This window comes from Methylobacterium brachythecii (assembly GCF_014196345.1).
GTDB classification, from domain to species: Bacteria; Pseudomonadota; Alphaproteobacteria; order Rhizobiales; family Beijerinckiaceae; genus Methylobacterium; species Methylobacterium brachythecii.
The window spans coordinates 435,312-451,363 of record NZ_JACIDN010000003.1 but is presented as its reverse complement, the minus strand read 5'-3'; the positions used below and the strand labels follow the sequence as shown (position 1 = coordinate 451,363).

Below are 16,052 nucleotides of genomic sequence, written 5' to 3'. Positions count from 1 at the left end.
TCCCGTAGCGGTCCGTTAGGACGCGTTGCTGCCGCTGGCGGCGCGGTCGATGAAGATGGCGCCGCGGGTGACGACCTCCTCGCCGTTCTTGAGACCGTCAACGACCTGGACGTTGTCGCCGTTGGTCAGGCCGAGCTTGACGTCGCGGGCCTCGATTGCGCCGTCGGGGCGCGACACCCAGACATGCGCCTTCTCGCCCTCGTAGACGACTGCAGCGCTCGGAATGCTCGGTGAGAACCGGTCGCCGCCGGTCGTGATGGTGAAGTTCGCGAACATCTCGGGCTTGAGCGAGCGGTCGGGATTGTCGAGCTCCGCCCGCACGCCGAGGCGCCGCGTGGCCGCGTCGAGGCTGGTGGCGACGTAGCTGATCTTGGCGCGGAAGATCGTGCGCGGAAATCCGACGATCCGGGCGTCGATCTCCTGGCCGATGCGCACCTTCGGCACCTCGCTCTCGCGCACGTTGGCGATGAGCCAGACGGTGGAGAGGTCGCCGATCACGAAGAGCGGGTCGCCGGAGGACGAAATATACTGGCCGACGCCGACCTTGCGCTGGACGATGGTACCGGCGATCGGCGCGCGGATTTCGGTCTCCGCGCTCATGCGCCCGGCCTTCTCGAAGGCCGTGATTTCGTCATCGGTCTTGCCGAGGAGACGCAGCTTGTTGCGCACCGCCTGCAGGGACGCCTCGGCGGTCTTGAGGTCGCTCTGCGCGGCGATGATGTCGTTCTGGGCCTGCTCGTAATCCTTGAGCGACGTGGCGCGTGCCTGGAACAGTTCCTGCTGCCGCGAGGCGATGTTCTGTTCGAGCTTGTAGAGCGCTTGAGCCTTGTTGAGCCCATTGAGGGCACCTTGGTAATCGTTCTGGGCCTGAACCATGTCGCTGGCCTCGATGGTCAGCAGCACTTGGCCCGCCTTCACGTCGTCGCCGGCGCGTGCGAGCACCTTGGTCACGCGGCCCGAATAGGGCGAGGTGACGGGTACGTTGTCGTCCTCGTTGATCGCGATACGGCCTTCGGCGGCATATTCCGGGCGGAAGGTCCCTGGGGCGACCGGCTTGATCTCGAGGGCGGTGCGCTGCTCCTTCGTCGGGCGGAAGACCCGCTCGCCCGCATTGGCGGTCTTGGTCTCGGGCTTATCGCCAGGCGTCTCCTCGGCCTCGTGCTTGCCCGGCATGAAGCCCTGCGCGATGGCCACTGCCTTCTCGGCGGCGTCGCGGACGGGCTGTGGCCAGATCGCAACGGCTGCGACCACGGCGACGACGATCGACAGGAGGATGCCGAGACGCAGCATCGACCGGCGGGGCCGCTCGCGGGTCTCCTCGAAATAGGCGCGGGCGGAATCCGCCTCGGGCTCAACGGGTTTGCGCGCGTCCATGCTATCTCGGGCTCGTGGTCACGGTGCTGCGGTCATCGTCGATCGGAGCGAATCAGCGATGAAGCCCGCGCGCCGCGACGCACAGAACTCCTTGATCCGGCTTCTATAAGGCAGGGCAAGCGGCATCGTTCGTTGCCTCCCCGGCGATCGACGCCGGGCGGCCTGAACTGCCAAGCTTGAACGTCTCTGACAAGTGCCGTCAGTGACGGGTGAAAATGGCAAAGGATCCTCGGCTCGCCTGCATTGGACGCCTTCTAACGCGAGCCCGATGACACAATATGACAGCGTGCTAGGTCATCCAACGACGGCCATCGCCGCCGGCAACTCCACGAGCCCTCATGTCCGATACCGCGCGCCCCTCTTCGGAGAAGATCCCCGTCACAGTGCTCACCGGCTATCTCGGTGCCGGCAAGACGACGCTGCTCAACCGGATCCTCACCGAGAACCACGGCAAGCGCTACGCCGTGATCGTCAATGAGTTCGGTGAGATCGGCATCGACAACGACCTCGTCGTCGGTGCGGACGAGGAAGTGTTCGAGATGAACAACGGCTGCGTCTGCTGCACCGTACGCGGCGACCTGATCCGCATCATGGACGGCTTGGTGAAGCGCCGAGGCAAGTTCGACGCGATCGTCATGGAAACCACCGGCCTCGCCGATCCGGCCCCCGTGGCGCAGACCTTCTTCGTGGACCAGGACGTCGGTGAGGCCGCACGCCTCGACGCCGTGGTGACGGTCGCCGACGCCAGGTGGCTCACGGACCGTCTCAAGGACGCGCCGGAGGCTAGGAATCAGATCGCCTTCGCCGACGTGATCCTTCTGAACAAGTCCGACCTCGTCGAGCCGTCCGATCTCGACCGGGTCGAAGGCGTGATCCGGTCGATCAACCCCTTCGCCACGATCCACCGCACGCAGAAATGCGCCGTGCCGCTCGACGCCGTTTTGGAGCGCAATGCCTTCGATCTCGCCCGTATTCTGGAGGTCGAACCCGACTTCCTGGAGGAAGGCCAACACGCGCATCACGACTCGGAGATCCAGTCGATCTCGGCGCGCATCGACGGGCCTGTGAATCCCGAGACCTTCATGCCGTGGATCTCGACGCTCACCCAGGAGCAGGGTCCGGACATCCTGCGCTGTAAGGGAATCGTCGCCTTTCCCGACGAGCCGAAGCGCTTCGTGTTCCAGGGCGTCCACATGATCCTCGATGGCGATCTGCAGGCGGATTGGCGCAACGACGAGCCTCGCGTGTCGCGCGTGGTGTTCATCGGCCGCAACCTGGATGCGGATGCGATCCGCGAGGGCTTCCTGGCCTGCAAGGCGTAGGGCAAGCCACTCGGCCGGAGCCGGTATCAGCCCGGCCAACGGGTTAGCGACGCAAGGGGGAAAATCCGCATGGCGGCCGCCGCTCCGGCGCGGCCGCAGCCGGTCATTTCAGCGGTTGACCGCAGCGCTCGGCCCGTGTCCTGTTCTTCTTTCGTTCTCATCTGGTTCGAGGGACAGGGTCATGGCGAGGAATGCGCACGCCGAACAGCACGAGCCGCCTCCCTGCCCGGTGGACGACATCGTGACCGCGTATCTCGCGACCACCCACGGTGACGCGCGGTTGGCGCTTCGCTGCGCCGTGACCGATGCGCTGTCCGACCTGATGGCGGCCGAACGCCGTGCCAGGGAGCGCAGCCGCCTGATCTCACGCGGCTATGTTCGCGGGCAGTTGAAGGATGCCGAGTGAGCCGGCCGGCCGTCGACTGACGCGGTCAATCCTCGCTGCTCCCGGCGTTGTCGAGCGCCTCCAGGGCAGCGGGGAATTTTGCGAAACGGGCGCGCAGACGGTTCTCGTCCTGGGCGACCGTGTTGCACCTCAGCCGGAATCTCGCTTGGGCGATCTGCTCGCCCCGCTCCGGATCGGTCGCCTCCTCGCCCGCCCAATGATTGCAGCCGGCCAGACGTTTGACGAAGGCCGCGACTTCGGGCGGCGGCGGCGCCTTCGGTGCCGTGAGGTCGAGGAGATCCTGAGCCGAAGACGGTAGAGCCGACGCCAGAAAGATCAGCCCCACCAGGGCGAGGCATCGAAGAGGCGACGAGGAGGACTGGATCATCACGTCGACCTTTCGAAATGCTCGGTGCGACAATTGCCTGCTGCCGACCGGAGCTGAGTTAGCGAGAGAATGCGACACGCTTCGGAGGCCGGCAACCGCGACGATGGACCACCAGACCTGCCCGCGCCGCCGATGAATCCCCAGGCAAATCGAGCGCCAAATTCGGCTCATCCCCCTAACGCGCAGAGTGTTAAACCCTTGGACCGATGCTAGACGGCATCATGCGCGCTGCCCTCGCCTCGCTCGCTCTCGTCTTGACCGTCGGCGCCGCCTATGCCGGCGTGACCCGCGACACGCTGTGGGTCGTCACGCGAACCTGCGTCGCCGCCCAGGCGACCTTCGGCAAGCCGTTTCCCTGCCTGCAGGTCGATCTCGGCAGTCACGACCGGCCCGGCTTCGCAGTGCTGAAGGCACCGTTGCTGAAGACCGAAGTCGTGGTCATGCCGACCGACAGGATCGCCGGTCTCGAAGACCATTCGCTGCAAACAGCCTCCGGTGCCTCCTACTGGCGTGCTGCGACGGAGGCACGCCACTTCGTCACCGATGCATTGCGAGGCCGGATCGACATCAGCGACTTGGCCTTCGCCGTGAACTCCCAAGGAGGGCGTTCACAGGATCAGTTGCACATTCACATCGACTGCGTGCAGCCGGCGGTGCGGGCGGCGCTCCGGGCCAATACCCGCGTTTTCACCAGCGAGTGGCGCTCCCTGCCCTTCTCGCTCGAGAGACAGCGCTATTATGGAAAGTTCATTCCTGCGGCGGCTCTGAACGGCCTGAACCCCTTCGCGCAACTCACCCGGTTGCCGGGGCCTCACGACTTGGATGCGACGAGCTTCGCCATGGTCAGCACCTCGCCGGGCGATCCGGCCGACGGCGCGTATCTGCTGGCCTATCGATCGGGCGACAGTCACGCCGAATGGCTGCTCGACCACGATTGCGCGCTGGCCAGCAAAACGGCGGCTCAGTAGCGCCGCATGGCTTTTCGCACCTTCCTCGGTCTGCGTTTGCCTGTCGGCTTGCCGCCCGTGGCCGCCTTCGTCATCGCATCGAGCGCCAATCGCTGCTGAGCGCGCATGGCGTTCGCGGCATGACCCATCCACCACGAAGTGGCTTGGTTGGCGGAGGAGAGCCAAAGGCTCATGATCGGGTTCTTCATCGAGGCCTCCAAAGGAGGGTAACGGCGGCGGCCGCCAATTGTCCCGAAGGCGAAGCATCGCCTTTCGTGAATCTCAACCATTGGATGGTTTGATCGCGGCCTGTACGGGACCGCGTGTTTGCGGGAGGGCACCTGAAGCGGGGCGCCGTCTCGCGTGTTGCGTCGGGCGGTCCTCGGAGCGCGTCGAGCCATGTCGTCCACGGCTGCCGCCCTGCCCTCGCGCGACAGCGCGGGCGCCTGGGCCGAGATCCCCCTCGTCGCGGCTCTCAATGGGCTGGCGAAGGTCATGCTCGCGGCCTTCATCTTCTTCGCCTGCTTCGCGTTTTCGGAAACCTCGCCCTACGACCTGATCGCGCTGCCGACGATGGCGCTCTGGCTGGTTCTCGGCATCCGCCTGCATCGCGGAGTGATGCCGCTGGTCGGCCTGCTGCTGCTCTATCTCGTCGCCATCGGCACCAGCCTGATGCCGTATATGGCGGAAGCCTTCCCGGTCACGTGGACGATCCAGCTCATCTACCTCGTGCTCACCAGCATCGTCTTCGCGATGATCTTCTCCGACGACACCACGGACAGGATGGAGCTGGCGCTCAAGGCCTACACGGTGAGCTGCGTGTTTTCGGCCTTTCTCGGCCTGATCGGCTACCTGCAGATCCTCGGCATTGAGGACCTGTTTTACAAATACGACCGCGCTTCCGGCACATTCCAGGACCCGAACGTCTTCGGCTCGTTCCTGACGCTCGGCGCGCTCTACCTGATGCACGCGCTGCTCACAGGGAGAACCCGGAGGCCGGTGATGGCGTTCGGCGCGCTGCTCATCATCCTGGCGGGGATCTTCCTGTCCTTCTCGCGCGGGTCCTGGGGCGGGACGGTGGTTGCGACCGGCCTGATGATCCTCTCGGTCTATCGCACCAGCGCCTCGCCGCGGCTGCGCCGGCGGATCGTGACCCTGAGTCTGGTCACCCTGGCGCTCGGCGTCGTCGCGGTGATCGGGCTGCTCTCGATCGACCAGGTGCATAAGATGTTCGAGGCCCGTGCCTCGGTGACGCAGGACTATGACGAGGGCGAGACTGGGCGCTTCGGTAACCAGCTCCGCGGCATCGCCATGCTCCTGGAGATGCCCTTCGGCATGGGTCCGATGCATTGGCGGCTAATCTTCAAGCTCGAGCCGCACAACTCGTATATCGGCAGCTTCGCCAATGGCGGCTGGCTCGGCGGGGCCACGTTCATCGTGTTGGTGCTGGCGACCGCCTTCGTCGGCTTCCGGCTGATGAGCCGCGACACGCCGTTTCGCGCGCATGCGCAGATCGTCTGGCCGGCCCTGATGATGTTCTTCCTGCAGGCCGTGCAGATCGACATCGAGAAATGGCGGCACGTCTACATGATGCTCGGCATGGTCTGGGGTCTCGAAGCGGCACGGCTGCAATGGTCGGCGCGTCGAATACGCTCTTCGCAGGCCGCCGACACCGTGTTAACCGCGCATTAATCATCGTTAATTTACGACTGACTCGACGGCTACGCGAACAACCCAGAATTGCGAGCCAGGTCGGCCTGTCGGGGGAATGGTCAGGTGATCACGTGTCCGTCTAGCGAAGCGGATCGTCTCGCCGCTTTGCGCGCGCTGAACATTCTCGACACGCCGCCGGAAGAGCATTTCGAGGCCGTCTGCCGCACGGCCAAACGGCTGTTCGGCGTGCCCACCGCGCTGGTCACGCTCGTCGCTTCCGATAGGCAGTGGCTGAAGAACGAGTGCAGCCCGGCGATCCAGAACCTTCCGCGCTCGGTAGCCTTTTGCGACCACACCATCCGCAGCGATGCCGTGCTCGTCGTCGAGGATGCCAGGGACGACCCACGTTTCGCGTCCAACCCCCTCGTCACCGGCGCGATGAACCTGCGGTTCTATGCCGGTGCGCCCCTGATCCTGCGGTCGGGTATCCGTGTCGGCGCCCTCTGCCTGATCGACACGATGCCGCGCCGGTTTTCCGACGACGAGGCCGCGGCCCTGCGCGACCTCGCCGAGATCGTCGTCGCGCATCTGCACCTGCACGAGGCCGATGCTCAGCGCGAACGCGAAGCCAGGGCACGCAGGGTGCGCGAACAGGTGATCGAGGCCCAGGCCTCGCAATTGCGGCTGCGCGAGACGGCGCTCGGCGATGCGAATCGGCTCCTGACCTTGGCCGAGACCATGGCGCATGTCGGCCACTGGCGGGTGGCACTCGCCGACGGCAAGACGACTTGGTCCGACGGCACCTATCGCATTCTCGGCCACAACCCCGACCTGCCGGTACCCAGCCTCGCCGAGGCCGTGATCGAGGTCTACCATCCCGACGACCGCGAGCGGGTCGCCGCCGTCGTCGAAGGCGCCATCCGCGACAACACCGTCTTCGCCTACGAGGCGAAGGTCGTGCGCCCGGATGGGGAGCCGCGCGACGTCGCCGTGAGCGGCATCTGCGAGACGGGGCCGGATGGGGACGTCACCGGCCTATTCGGGACCATCCTCGACATTACCGGCCGCAAGACCGCGGAGGCTGCGCTCGCCCAGAGCGAGGCGCAATACCGGATACTGGCCGAAGCGCTGCCGCTTCTCGTCTGGGCCGCCCGCACCGGGGACGGCGCGGCAACCTACACCAACGCCTGCTTCAACGAGTATTACGGGGCGATCGGCCCGTCGCGTACCGATCGCCGCCGACGTGCGCATCCCGACGATGTCGGGCGTCTCGACGCCGCATGGCTGGACTCACGCTCCGGCGATCGGCCGTTCAACGTCGAGGTCCGGCTGCAGCGGCATGACGGGGTCTATCGCTGGCACCGGATCGTGATGATCCCGATCGCGCCGGCCGAGGACGGCACGGCTGCGGAATGGCTCGGCACTGCGCTCGACGTCGACGACATCATCACGACGCAGAAGCGGCTCGAAGAGACCGGCGACCTGCTGCGCCTCGCCCGGGAGGCCGCCGATGCCGGCTCCTGGGACTTCGACATGCGCGCCGGCATCGTCGCGCTGGATCGCGAGCACCAGCGGCTCTACGGGCTGCCCAAGGAGAGCGAACTCTCGGTTCCCACCGCGGTTTGGACCGGCCTCGTCCATCCCGACGATCGCCTCGGCGTCTGGGACGCGGTGAGGCGCGCCGTCGATACCCATACCGACTACGTGGCCGAGTACCGGATCACCGGCGGCGATTCCGAGCGCTGGATGCATGCCTGCGGCCGCGTTCTCTACGATGCCGACGACCGCGCGATCCGGATGGTCGGCCTCAGCTTCGACGTGACCGAGCGCAAGCAGGCGGAGGCCGCGCTGCAGGCGGCGATGGGTGCCGCCGAGGCCGCGCGCGCGGAGGCCGAGCGCGCGAGCGAGGCGAAGAGCGAGTTCCTCGCGGCGATGAGCCACGAGATCCGCACGCCGTTGAACGGCATCCTCGGCTACGCGGACCTGCTGCTCGAAGGCAGGCGGCACAGCCGGGAGGACCAGCGCCGGCTCGAGCTGATCCAGGGCTCGGGCGCCGCCCTGCTCACGGTCGTGAACGACATCCTCGACTTCTCGAAGATCGAGGCGGGCCAGTTCGAGCTCGATCCGATCGCGTTCGCGCTGCACGCCCTCGTCGACAACACCGTGTCGATCGTGCGCGGCAGCGCGCTGAAGAGCCCGCTCTCGCTTGCCTGCGCGATCGATCCCACCCTCCCCGCCTTCGTGCTCGGCGATGCCAGCCGTCTGCGGCAGGTCCTGCTCAACCTCCTCAACAACGCCGTGAAGTTCACCCCGGCCGGATCGGTGAAGCTCTCGGTGACGCATGAAGGCTCGCGCCTTCTCGAGACGGGTGAGACCGTGGAGGCGATGCGCTTCGCGGTGACGGATACCGGAATCGGTATCGCGCCGGAGCAGTTGGAGCGACTGTTCAAGCGTTTCAGCCAGGTCGACGGCTCGATCAGCCGCCGCTTCGGCGGCTCTGGGCTCGGACTCGCGATCTGCCGGCATCTCGTGACGATGATGGGTGGCGAGATCGGCGTCGACAGCGAGATCGGAGTTGGCTCGACCTTTTGGTTCACGCTGGCCCTGCCGCGGCGCGACAGCGTGCCGGACCTCGTACCGGGGACGCTGCCGCTCTTCTCGGCCGCAGAGCCGGAGACAATCGAGGCGGACGCGGACGAGAAGCCGGTGCGCGTGCTCCTCGTCGAGGACGTGAAGATCAACCAGGAACTCGCCCGGGCCGTCCTGGAGATCAAGGGATACCGCGTCGACATCGTCGAGGACGGAGCTGACGCTGTGGCGACGGTGCGGGCAACGGCAGACGGCCCGAACCCCTACGACGTCGTGCTGATGGACGTGCAGATGCCCGGGATGGACGGGCTGACGGCGACCCGCCTGATCCGTCAGATGCAGGGCCATGCCGGCCAGCTGCCGATCGTCGCGATGACGGCCAACGTGCTGCCGAGGCAGATCGACGACCTGCGGGCGGCCGGCATGGATGACCATGTCGGCAAGCCGTTCAAACGCGCCGAACTCTACGCGGCCATCGACCGCTGGGTCGCGCATGAGCGCAGCCGGCGGAGCGGGCCGTCGGCTGCGTCAGGTGCGGCCGGGGCAAGGCTCCGCGAGGCGATCCTGGACGAGGAGACCTTCTCCAGCATCAAGGAGCGCATGGGCGCGGACCGCATCCAGTCCCTGCTGCTGCTGCTGGAGGAGGAGCTCCAGGCGCGCTTCGCGGCCATGGAAGTAGACCGCGTCGACGCGGTCGACCGGGCCCAGCTCGCTCATGATGCACACGCCATGGTTTCGGCCGCCGGCATTCTCGGCTTCGTCGGGCTGTCGCGACTCTGCCGCGAGGTCGAGGCGGCCTGCCATGCGGGCGACGACCTCGTTCCCCTGATCCGCCGCCTCTCCGAGCTGCGCGGTGGCGCGATCCAGACGATCCAGGAGTTGCGCGCGGCATAGGTCCTGGATTACCGGAAGGGTTTTCAGCCCTGATCCTCGACGATCGGATCGCCAGTCCAGGCCGTTGCGAAGGCCGCGAGGTGGCGCGAGTCTTGGAAGGCGAGCACCGTCACCTTGCGCTCGGCCGGGACCGCGCCCGGATAGGGCGCAAGGAGCACCGTCTCTTGCGAGAGACGGGCACCGGGCGTCCGGTCCTCGATCCAGGCCAGGGCCTCGGGCGTCAGCGTCTCGGGGTCGGCGAGCGCCCGCGAGTCGGCCCGCAGCACGATGATGGTCGAGGGGAGCGATGGATTACTCCCCCGAAGCTGCTGGATGATGTCGATCATCGCTCGAACTGCCGCGTTACTCGGCGAAGTCGTTGATCTGGACGGCGGGTTGCGTGTCCGTGAAGTTCGGGATGTCGCCGAAGATCTCTTCGCCGTTCGCCTGCGCGGCGGCCGCGAAAGCGTCGGCGGATTCGAAACGAAGGAGGGCCATCACCTGGAAAGGCGGAGGCGTGCCGTCCGGCGTAGCGAAGCCCTTCACCACCTCGTAGCCATGTAGGCCCTTCGACGACCAACGCTCGCTCACCAGCGGCATGTGCGTCTTGAGGTAGTAGCTCATGTCGAAGCGCGTGCCAGCGCCGCCCGGATACATCACGCTGATCAGGACCATGGCGTCTTCTCCCGCATACGTTGTCGGTGCGGAGGGATAGACCATCGATCACCGGTGAGGGCAACGGCCTCTCGTCAGGCGACGAACCCGCGGACAGCGAAGGCGCTCGCCAGCATTCCCAGCACGTAGAGCGGGATGCCGAAACCGCTGTACCAGATCGCCCGCTCGGTCGGCGCGCGCAGGAAATGCCGCATCAGCAGCCCCTGTCCGAGGAGCAGCACGACGACGATCGCCGCCTCGATCGGGCGGCGCCAGGACAGCAGCAGGGCGATCACCACGAACTGCGGCAGCGCCATCACCCAGCAGGCGACGCTTGCGGCACGCTCCCGCCCGAGCATGACCGGGAGCGACCGGATACCCATCTCCCTGTCGCCCCGGACCGACTTGAAGTCGTTGAGCGTCATGATGCCGTGGGCACCCAAGCTGTAGAGGAAGGCGAGCGCGAGCGTCGACGCCGGCGGCATGGCGCCGCCGATCATCACGGCCGTTCCGGTGATCCAAGCGAGGCCCTCGTAGCAGAGCCCGCAGGCCGTGTTCCCCCACCAGCCGTTGCGCTTCAGCCGTAACGGCGGAGCGCTGTAGGCCCAGGCGAGCGCCAGCCCGACGAGCGCCGAGACGAATACCCAGAGTCCGAGCCCGGCCGCGACGAGAAGGGACAGCCCCGTCCAGGCGATCGCGATGAAGAAGCCCCAACTGCCGGGAATGCGGCCCGAAGGGATCGGCCGATGCGGTTCGTTGATGGCGTCGACCTCGCGGTCGTACCAGTCGTTCACCGCCTGGCTGGTGGCACAGACCAGCGGACCGGCCAGCAGGATGCCGGCAAGGGCGGTGCCCCAGTGCCCCGCCAGCGGTACGCCCGACGCGACGACGCCGCAGCCGAAGGCCCACATCGGCGGAAACCAGGTCAGCGGCTTCAGGAGTTCGAGGACGGCAGACGGGGCCGGATAGGATCGGGCCGGTATCGCGACGCTTGGCATCCCCGCGTTCCTCGCCATCAGCCGGAGCGGCGCCCCCGGGGGTCCATCCAACCGCCGCAAGAGCGTCATGTAAAGCGCTGTTGACAGATCGCGTTTGAAAACGGCCGTGACGGCGATGTGCGTCGCCTGGATCGATCAGCCCTGTCGATGAAGGTGGTGCGGGCGGTCGGAATCGAACCGACACTCCTTTCGGAACCGGATTTTGAGTCCGGCGCGTCTACCAGTTCCACCACGCCCGCGAGCGGAGTCGTCCTCCCGAGGGGAGTCGAACCATGCCGTCGCCGGTCAATGCCACATGCGGCCCGACGGCGTCCAGAGCGCGCGGCTCAGGCCAGCATGTAGGCCAGCAGCGAGCGCAGCTGCGCCGGCTTGATCGGCTTGTGGACCAGTTCGGCTCCGGTCTCCATGACCTGCCGCTCGATCTCGCTGCTGTAATCGGCCGTGGTGACGATCACCGGCGTCACCCAGCCCTGCGTCCGCCGGAGATAGCCGACCACGTCGAGGCCAACTGCGCCGTCGTCGAGATGATAGTCGATGATCATCACGTCGGGCCGCTTCATCCCCTCGCTCAGCGCCTGCACGACGCCCGCGAGGTCGCGGTGGGCGCGCACCTGAGCGTCCCAGTTCTTGAGGAGGCGCACGAGGGCCTCGGAGGTCGAGGCGTCGTTCTCGACGATGAGCACGCGGGCGCCGGTGAGCGTGGTGGCCACCGGCATGATGCGGATCTCGGCCTCGGGCCTCGGCTTGGCGCTCGGCAGGTCGAGTGTGATCCGTGTGCCGCGGCCGACGCGCGAGTGCAGCGAGATCGGGTGATCCAGGGTGGAGGCCATGCGCTGCACGATCGACAGGCCGAGCCCGAGGCCGAGCCCGGCCTCCGGATCGTCCGTGTCCTTGCTGCCCCGGTAGAACTCCTCGAAGACCAGCGCCTGTTCGGCTTCGGGGATGCCGTGGCCGGTATCGATCACGTCGATGCGGCAGCGCTTGCCGCGCTTGCGCACCGCGATGAGGACGCCGCCGCTTTCCGTGTAGCGCACCGCGTTCGAGACGAGGTTCTGCAGGATGCGCTGCAGGAGCACGATGTCGGTCTCGACGAAGACGTCGCGGCAGCGCGTGACGAGGCGCAGGTCCTTGCGCTCGGCGAAGGGCCGGAAGCTCGCATCGATGTTCGCGACGAGGTCGCGGAGCCTGACGGATTTCAGCACCGGGCGCACGACGCCAGCATCGAGCTTCGAGATGTCGATCAGCGTCTTGATTAGGTCTTCGATCGTCTGCAGCCCGCGCTCGACCTGGCCGGCGACGGTCTGTGCCTCGGGGCTCGGCGCGAGGTCGGCGAGCGCCGAGAGAGAGAGGCGCGCGGCGTTGAGCGGCTGCAGCAGGTCGTGGCTCGCCGCCGCGAGGAAGCGGGTCTTGGAGCGGTTAGCGGTCTCGGCCTCTTCCTTGGCTGCCTGCAGCGCCTCGTTCGAGCGCTCCAGGCTGTGCATCAACGCCGTGAGCTCTTCCGTGCGCGAGCGAACGCGCCCCTCCAGCGTGATCGCGGTCTGGAACAGCGAGTAGGCACCGCCCTGCTGGTCCATCGCCCGCTCGACATGGGCCATCAGCGAGGCGTTAATGCGCTCGAGCTTGTGCACGCGCTGGTTCAGGGCGTCGACCGGGTCGGGCGCGGTCTGCGGGAGGGTGGCGCCGTTCATCGCTGCTCGATCATCGCTGCGGCCCCCAGCACCGACGTCCCGGTCGGCCTCCGCGCGCACAATGCCACGAAACGATCCCGAGCGTTCATAGACCAAAGGTCAGACGGCGTTGCCGCGGCCGATGGCGATGCCGGTGAAGGTCTGGTTGAGGTGCATCGAGCGGTACTGCTCGCCGTAGGTCTCGAAGCCGACGACGCCGTAGCGGCGGTAGAGGTCTGAGATCTTGTGGCGCACCTGCCGGCTCTCGGCGTCGACGCGACGCAAAACGCAGTCGAAGCCGATCACCACGTCGATGCCGCCGAGCGCCGTGTCGAGGCTCGACAGCTCGGCCCGCGTCGCCTCGACGATGTCGCGCGGCTGGGCCAGCGTCAGCACCGCGCCCTCGCTGATCGCGCAGAAGAAGGTCAGCGACCCGTCCGGGTCGAGCCGGCTGATCGAGCGGCAATAGTACTCGCCGCCGATCTTCACGGCCAGCGGATGGGCCGCGAAGCTCATCGGCGTGAGGTGCTCGGGATCGAGCCCGACCGCCATCGCATATTCGCGCGCGGCCGGCTCCGCGTTGAGCTCGTAGACGCGCCGGGTCTCCTCGGAGGCCGCTGTCACGACGAATTTCTGCGACGTCGGCTCGAAATTGTCGCTCTTGAAGATCCGGATCGGAAAATCGGTCTCGACGAGGATCAGCACCGCCGCGTTGGTGTGGACCTCGCCCTGGTGGATCAGCACGGTGCCCGAGAAGGCGAGGTCGTCGCCGGCCGAGCCGCCGACCAGCGGGATGCCGTCCAGCGCCCAGGCCACGGCGGAGACCACCGTTTCCTCGGCATTCGCAAGCGCGTCGATGAGCGAAAGCGCGAAGCGTTGGCCGGGGTCGCGGTCGGGCCGGCCCTGGTCGAGGGTCCGGCGCAGCGCCCTGACCGACGAGGCGGCGCTCTCCACGTCGAGCCGGTCGATGTCGGTGAGAACGTCGGAGACGATCCGGAACCCCTCGCGGGGGAAGGCGATGGCGACGAAGCCGCGGTCGATCGCGCCGGCCGGGCTGATCCCGCCCGAGGTGCTGCATCCGGCGAGCCCGACGCCCGGAAATTGCTCCGCGACGGCGGCAGTGAGCTCAGTGGTGGAATAGGCGGGCGAGAAGAACACGAGCAGATGCCCGATCTGCGCACGATCGAGGACGGCCGCGATGGCGATCACGGCCTCTCGCGCATCGGTCGCGTCTGTCCACGCGGTCTGGATGCCGCACAGATGCGCGCGCATCTGCGTTCCCTGCACCACTGCTTCACTCCCAGGCGTGAGGGCCGTCCGGTCTCCGGCGGCCCATTCTGATGAACTTTATGTCCGTATCGGCAAAGACTGGCAATCGCCGCGCCGGCGGTGGTGGACAACCCATCTCCGCGCTAACCCAAGACGGGATTCCGTCCCTGCCCACACGACATGCTCAGTCTACGCGGGCCAGTCGTTCAAGACTTGGTCACCATCCAATCAGTCAAACCGGACATCTCGTCCGGTCGAGCGAAGACGAGCGCTCGAATTAGACTCGTGTTAATCGCCATACCATCCCATGATTCCCGCTGAGGAGACAGCCTTATGGCGAGTGGGAAAAGGGCGAGTTGGAGAGGGAGCGAGTTCTCCGATCTCCTTTGCCTGATGACGATCGGCGTCTGCGGCTGGATCGTCGGCATTCAGTTCGGGGCCTTCCGGGTGCTCGACGCCATCATGACTGAACACGGGCTGTCCGAAGTGGTGACGCTCGGTTGCTTCGTCGGGCTCGGTGCCTTCGCTGCTGGCCTTCACAAGTCCCTGAAGCTGCGCCGGGCGAAACAGGAGAGGGATCGCGCCGAGGCGCAGGCCGCTTCGGTGGCGCGCCATGACTCCCTGACCGGCCTGGCCAACCGGCGCTGTTTCGTCGAAGCCGTCGATGGCGAATTCTCGCGCGAGACCGGCAAGGCGACAGCCGTGCTGCTGATCGACCTCGACCGCTTCAAGCCGGTCAACGACCTCTACGGCCACGCCGCGGGCGACACGGTGCTCTGTACCGTAGCCGAACGCCTGAAGCAGGTTCTCCCGCCGGGAAGCCTCGCGGCGCGCCTCGGCGGTGACGAGTTCGCCGCCATGCTACCGCCTTCGGCCGGCAGCGAGGCGGTCGCCCGTGTGGCCCAGGGCGTGATCGCTGCGCTCTCGGCGCCGATCAGCTGGCAGAAGTCGGAGCTCAAGATCGGCGCGACCATCGGCATCGCCCTCGCGGGCGAGACCGTCGGCGACGCGGAGGCCGCCCTTCATGCGGCTGACCTCGCCATGTACCAGGGCAAGAAGGACGGCCGCGGCACCTTCCGCTTCTTCGAGACCGCGATGGACGAGGATTTGCGGGCGCGCGCGCTGCTGGAAACGGAGCTGCGCGGTGCGATCGTCGCCGGCCAGATCGAGCCGTTCTACCAACCCGTGGTCTCGCTCCCCGGCCGCGAGCTGATCGGTTTCGAGGTGCTCGCCCGCTGGCTGCACCCGGAGCGTGGCACGCTGCTGCCGAGCGAATTCATCCCGATCGCCGAAGAGACGGGGATGATCGGCGATCTCTCATACGATCTGCTCCGCCAGGCCTGCCGGGACGCGGCCGCGTGGCCGCCGCACCTGCAACTCGCGATCAACGTGGCGCCTCAGCAGTTCCAGGACCGCTGGTTCGCCGAGCAGATCCTCGCTGTGCTCAACGAATCCGGCTTCCCGGCGCATCGCCTGGAGATCGAGATCACCGAAAGCGCGCTGATCCAGGATCTCGAGGCGACCCGGGCGACCCTGACGTCGCTGCAGAATCTCGGCGTGCGCATCGCGCTCGACGATTTCGGCACCGGGTATTCGAGCCTGTATCACCTGCGCGAACTGAAGTTCGACAAGCTCAAGATCGACCGCAGCTACGTGAACTCGATCACGATGAGCGACGAGCGCGCGAAGCTGGTGGATGCGATCATCAAGCTCGGATCGAGCCTCGGCCTGGTCATGACGGCAGAGGGCATCGAGACGTCCGGAAGCCTCGACTGGCTGGAGGGCCAGGGCTGCGACTTCGGACAGGGCTATCTCTTCGGTAAGCCGATGTCGAAGCCGGAGGCCGACCTGTATGTCGAGGGCGGTGCCCCCGACGCGTCGGACGAGACGGCCGCCGAGCAGGCTGCCGCCTGAGCGAATTCGGGGGCCCGGT

At 66.9% G+C, this 16,052-nt stretch carries 14 protein-coding genes and 1 tRNA gene; 6 read left to right on the top strand and 9 right to left on the bottom strand.

All coding sequences use genetic code 11. The features are described 5' to 3' along the window. Positions 1-15 precede the first annotated feature (15 nt). Complete coding sequence (locus GGR33_RS09760) at positions 16-1,374, bottom strand: efflux RND transporter periplasmic adaptor subunit (RefSeq protein WP_246412938.1); 1,359 nt, start codon at positions 1,372-1,374, stop codon at positions 16-18. A gap of 338 nt (positions 1,375-1,712) precedes the next feature. On the opposite strand from GGR33_RS09760, the gene GGR33_RS09755 reads away from it, so the two are divergent. Continuing rightward, positions 1,713-2,696 carry a CobW family GTP-binding protein gene (locus tag GGR33_RS09755; protein ID WP_183504423.1) on the top strand — a complete coding sequence of 328 codons (984 nt, stop codon included), beginning with the start codon at positions 1,713-1,715 and terminating at the stop codon, positions 2,694-2,696. Positions 2,697-2,877: 181 nt separating this feature from the next. Next, on the top strand, positions 2,878-3,102 hold the full coding sequence (locus tag GGR33_RS09750) for a hypothetical protein (RefSeq protein WP_183504422.1): 225 nt from the start codon (positions 2,878-2,880) through the stop codon (positions 3,100-3,102). Between the two features lie 25 nt (positions 3,103-3,127). Here the strand turns inward: GGR33_RS09750 and GGR33_RS09745 are convergent, their stop codons facing one another. Further along, a complete protein-coding gene (locus GGR33_RS09745) occupies positions 3,128-3,469 on the bottom strand; it encodes a hypothetical protein (RefSeq protein ID WP_183504421.1) in 342 nt (113 codons plus the stop codon). Positions 3,470-3,690: 221 nt separating this feature from the next. Here GGR33_RS09745 and GGR33_RS09740 point away from each other — a divergent pair, with 221 nt between their 5' ends. After that, a complete protein-coding gene (locus GGR33_RS09740) occupies positions 3,691-4,437 on the top strand; it encodes a CDP-diacylglycerol diphosphatase (RefSeq protein WP_183504420.1) in 747 nt (248 codons plus the stop codon). On the opposite strand, the gene GGR33_RS09735 is transcribed toward GGR33_RS09740, so the two are convergent. Continuing rightward, positions 4,431-4,625 carry a hypothetical protein gene (locus GGR33_RS09735; protein ID WP_183504419.1) on the bottom strand — a complete coding sequence of 65 codons (195 nt, stop codon included), beginning with the start codon at positions 4,623-4,625 and terminating at the stop codon, positions 4,431-4,433. The genes GGR33_RS09740 and GGR33_RS09735 overlap by 7 nt on opposite strands. Positions 4,626-4,815: 190 nt before the next feature. Between GGR33_RS09735 and GGR33_RS09730 the strand changes: the two genes are divergently transcribed. After that, positions 4,816-6,108, top strand: coding sequence for an O-antigen ligase family protein (locus GGR33_RS09730; RefSeq protein ID WP_183504418.1), 1,293 nt, complete (start codon positions 4,816-4,818; stop codon positions 6,106-6,108). 84 nt (positions 6,109-6,192) lie between these two features. Then, positions 6,193-9,552: a PAS domain-containing protein gene (locus tag GGR33_RS09725; RefSeq protein ID WP_183504417.1), complete on the top strand. Its 3,360-nt coding sequence runs from the start codon at positions 6,193-6,195 to the stop codon at positions 9,550-9,552. A 23-nt stretch (positions 9,553-9,575) separates the two neighbouring features. On the opposite strand, the gene GGR33_RS09720 is transcribed toward GGR33_RS09725, so the two are convergent. The 6 genes from GGR33_RS09720 to GGR33_RS09695 all read right to left on the bottom strand — a co-directional run bounded on the left by GGR33_RS09720 (position 9,576) and on the right by GGR33_RS09695 (position 14,140). After that, on the bottom strand, positions 9,576-9,878 hold the full coding sequence (locus tag GGR33_RS09720; RefSeq protein ID WP_183504416.1) for a hypothetical protein: 303 nt from the start codon (positions 9,876-9,878) through the stop codon (positions 9,576-9,578). Between the two features lie 16 nt (positions 9,879-9,894). Next, a complete protein-coding gene (locus GGR33_RS09715; protein WP_183504414.1) occupies positions 9,895-10,206 on the bottom strand; it encodes an EthD family reductase in 312 nt (103 codons plus the stop codon). Between the two features lie 74 nt (positions 10,207-10,280). After that, entirely contained in the window at positions 10,281-11,183 is a 903-nt protein-coding gene (gene chlG / locus GGR33_RS09710) for a chlorophyll synthase ChlG (protein ID WP_246412937.1), read from the bottom strand. Between the two features lie 154 nt (positions 11,184-11,337). Further along, a tRNA-Leu gene (locus tag GGR33_RS09705) sits at positions 11,338-11,422 on the bottom strand. An 87-nt stretch (positions 11,423-11,509) separates the two neighbouring features. Beyond that, positions 11,510-12,871 carry an ATP-binding response regulator gene (locus GGR33_RS09700; RefSeq protein ID WP_183504410.1) on the bottom strand — a complete coding sequence of 454 codons (1,362 nt, stop codon included), beginning with the start codon at positions 12,869-12,871 and terminating at the stop codon, positions 11,510-11,512. A 99-nt stretch (positions 12,872-12,970) separates the two neighbouring features. After that, positions 12,971-14,140 (bottom strand): FIST N-terminal domain-containing protein, encoded by a 1,170-nt coding sequence (locus GGR33_RS09695; protein ID WP_183504408.1) that lies wholly within the window; start codon positions 14,138-14,140, stop codon positions 12,971-12,973. A 372-nt stretch (positions 14,141-14,512) separates the two neighbouring features. On the opposite strand from GGR33_RS09695, the gene GGR33_RS09690 reads away from it, so the two are divergent. Further along, positions 14,513-16,033 (top strand): putative bifunctional diguanylate cyclase/phosphodiesterase, encoded by a 1,521-nt coding sequence (locus tag GGR33_RS09690; protein ID WP_306483832.1) that lies wholly within the window; start codon positions 14,513-14,515, stop codon positions 16,031-16,033. The last annotated feature ends 19 nt before the right edge of the window (positions 16,034-16,052 follow it).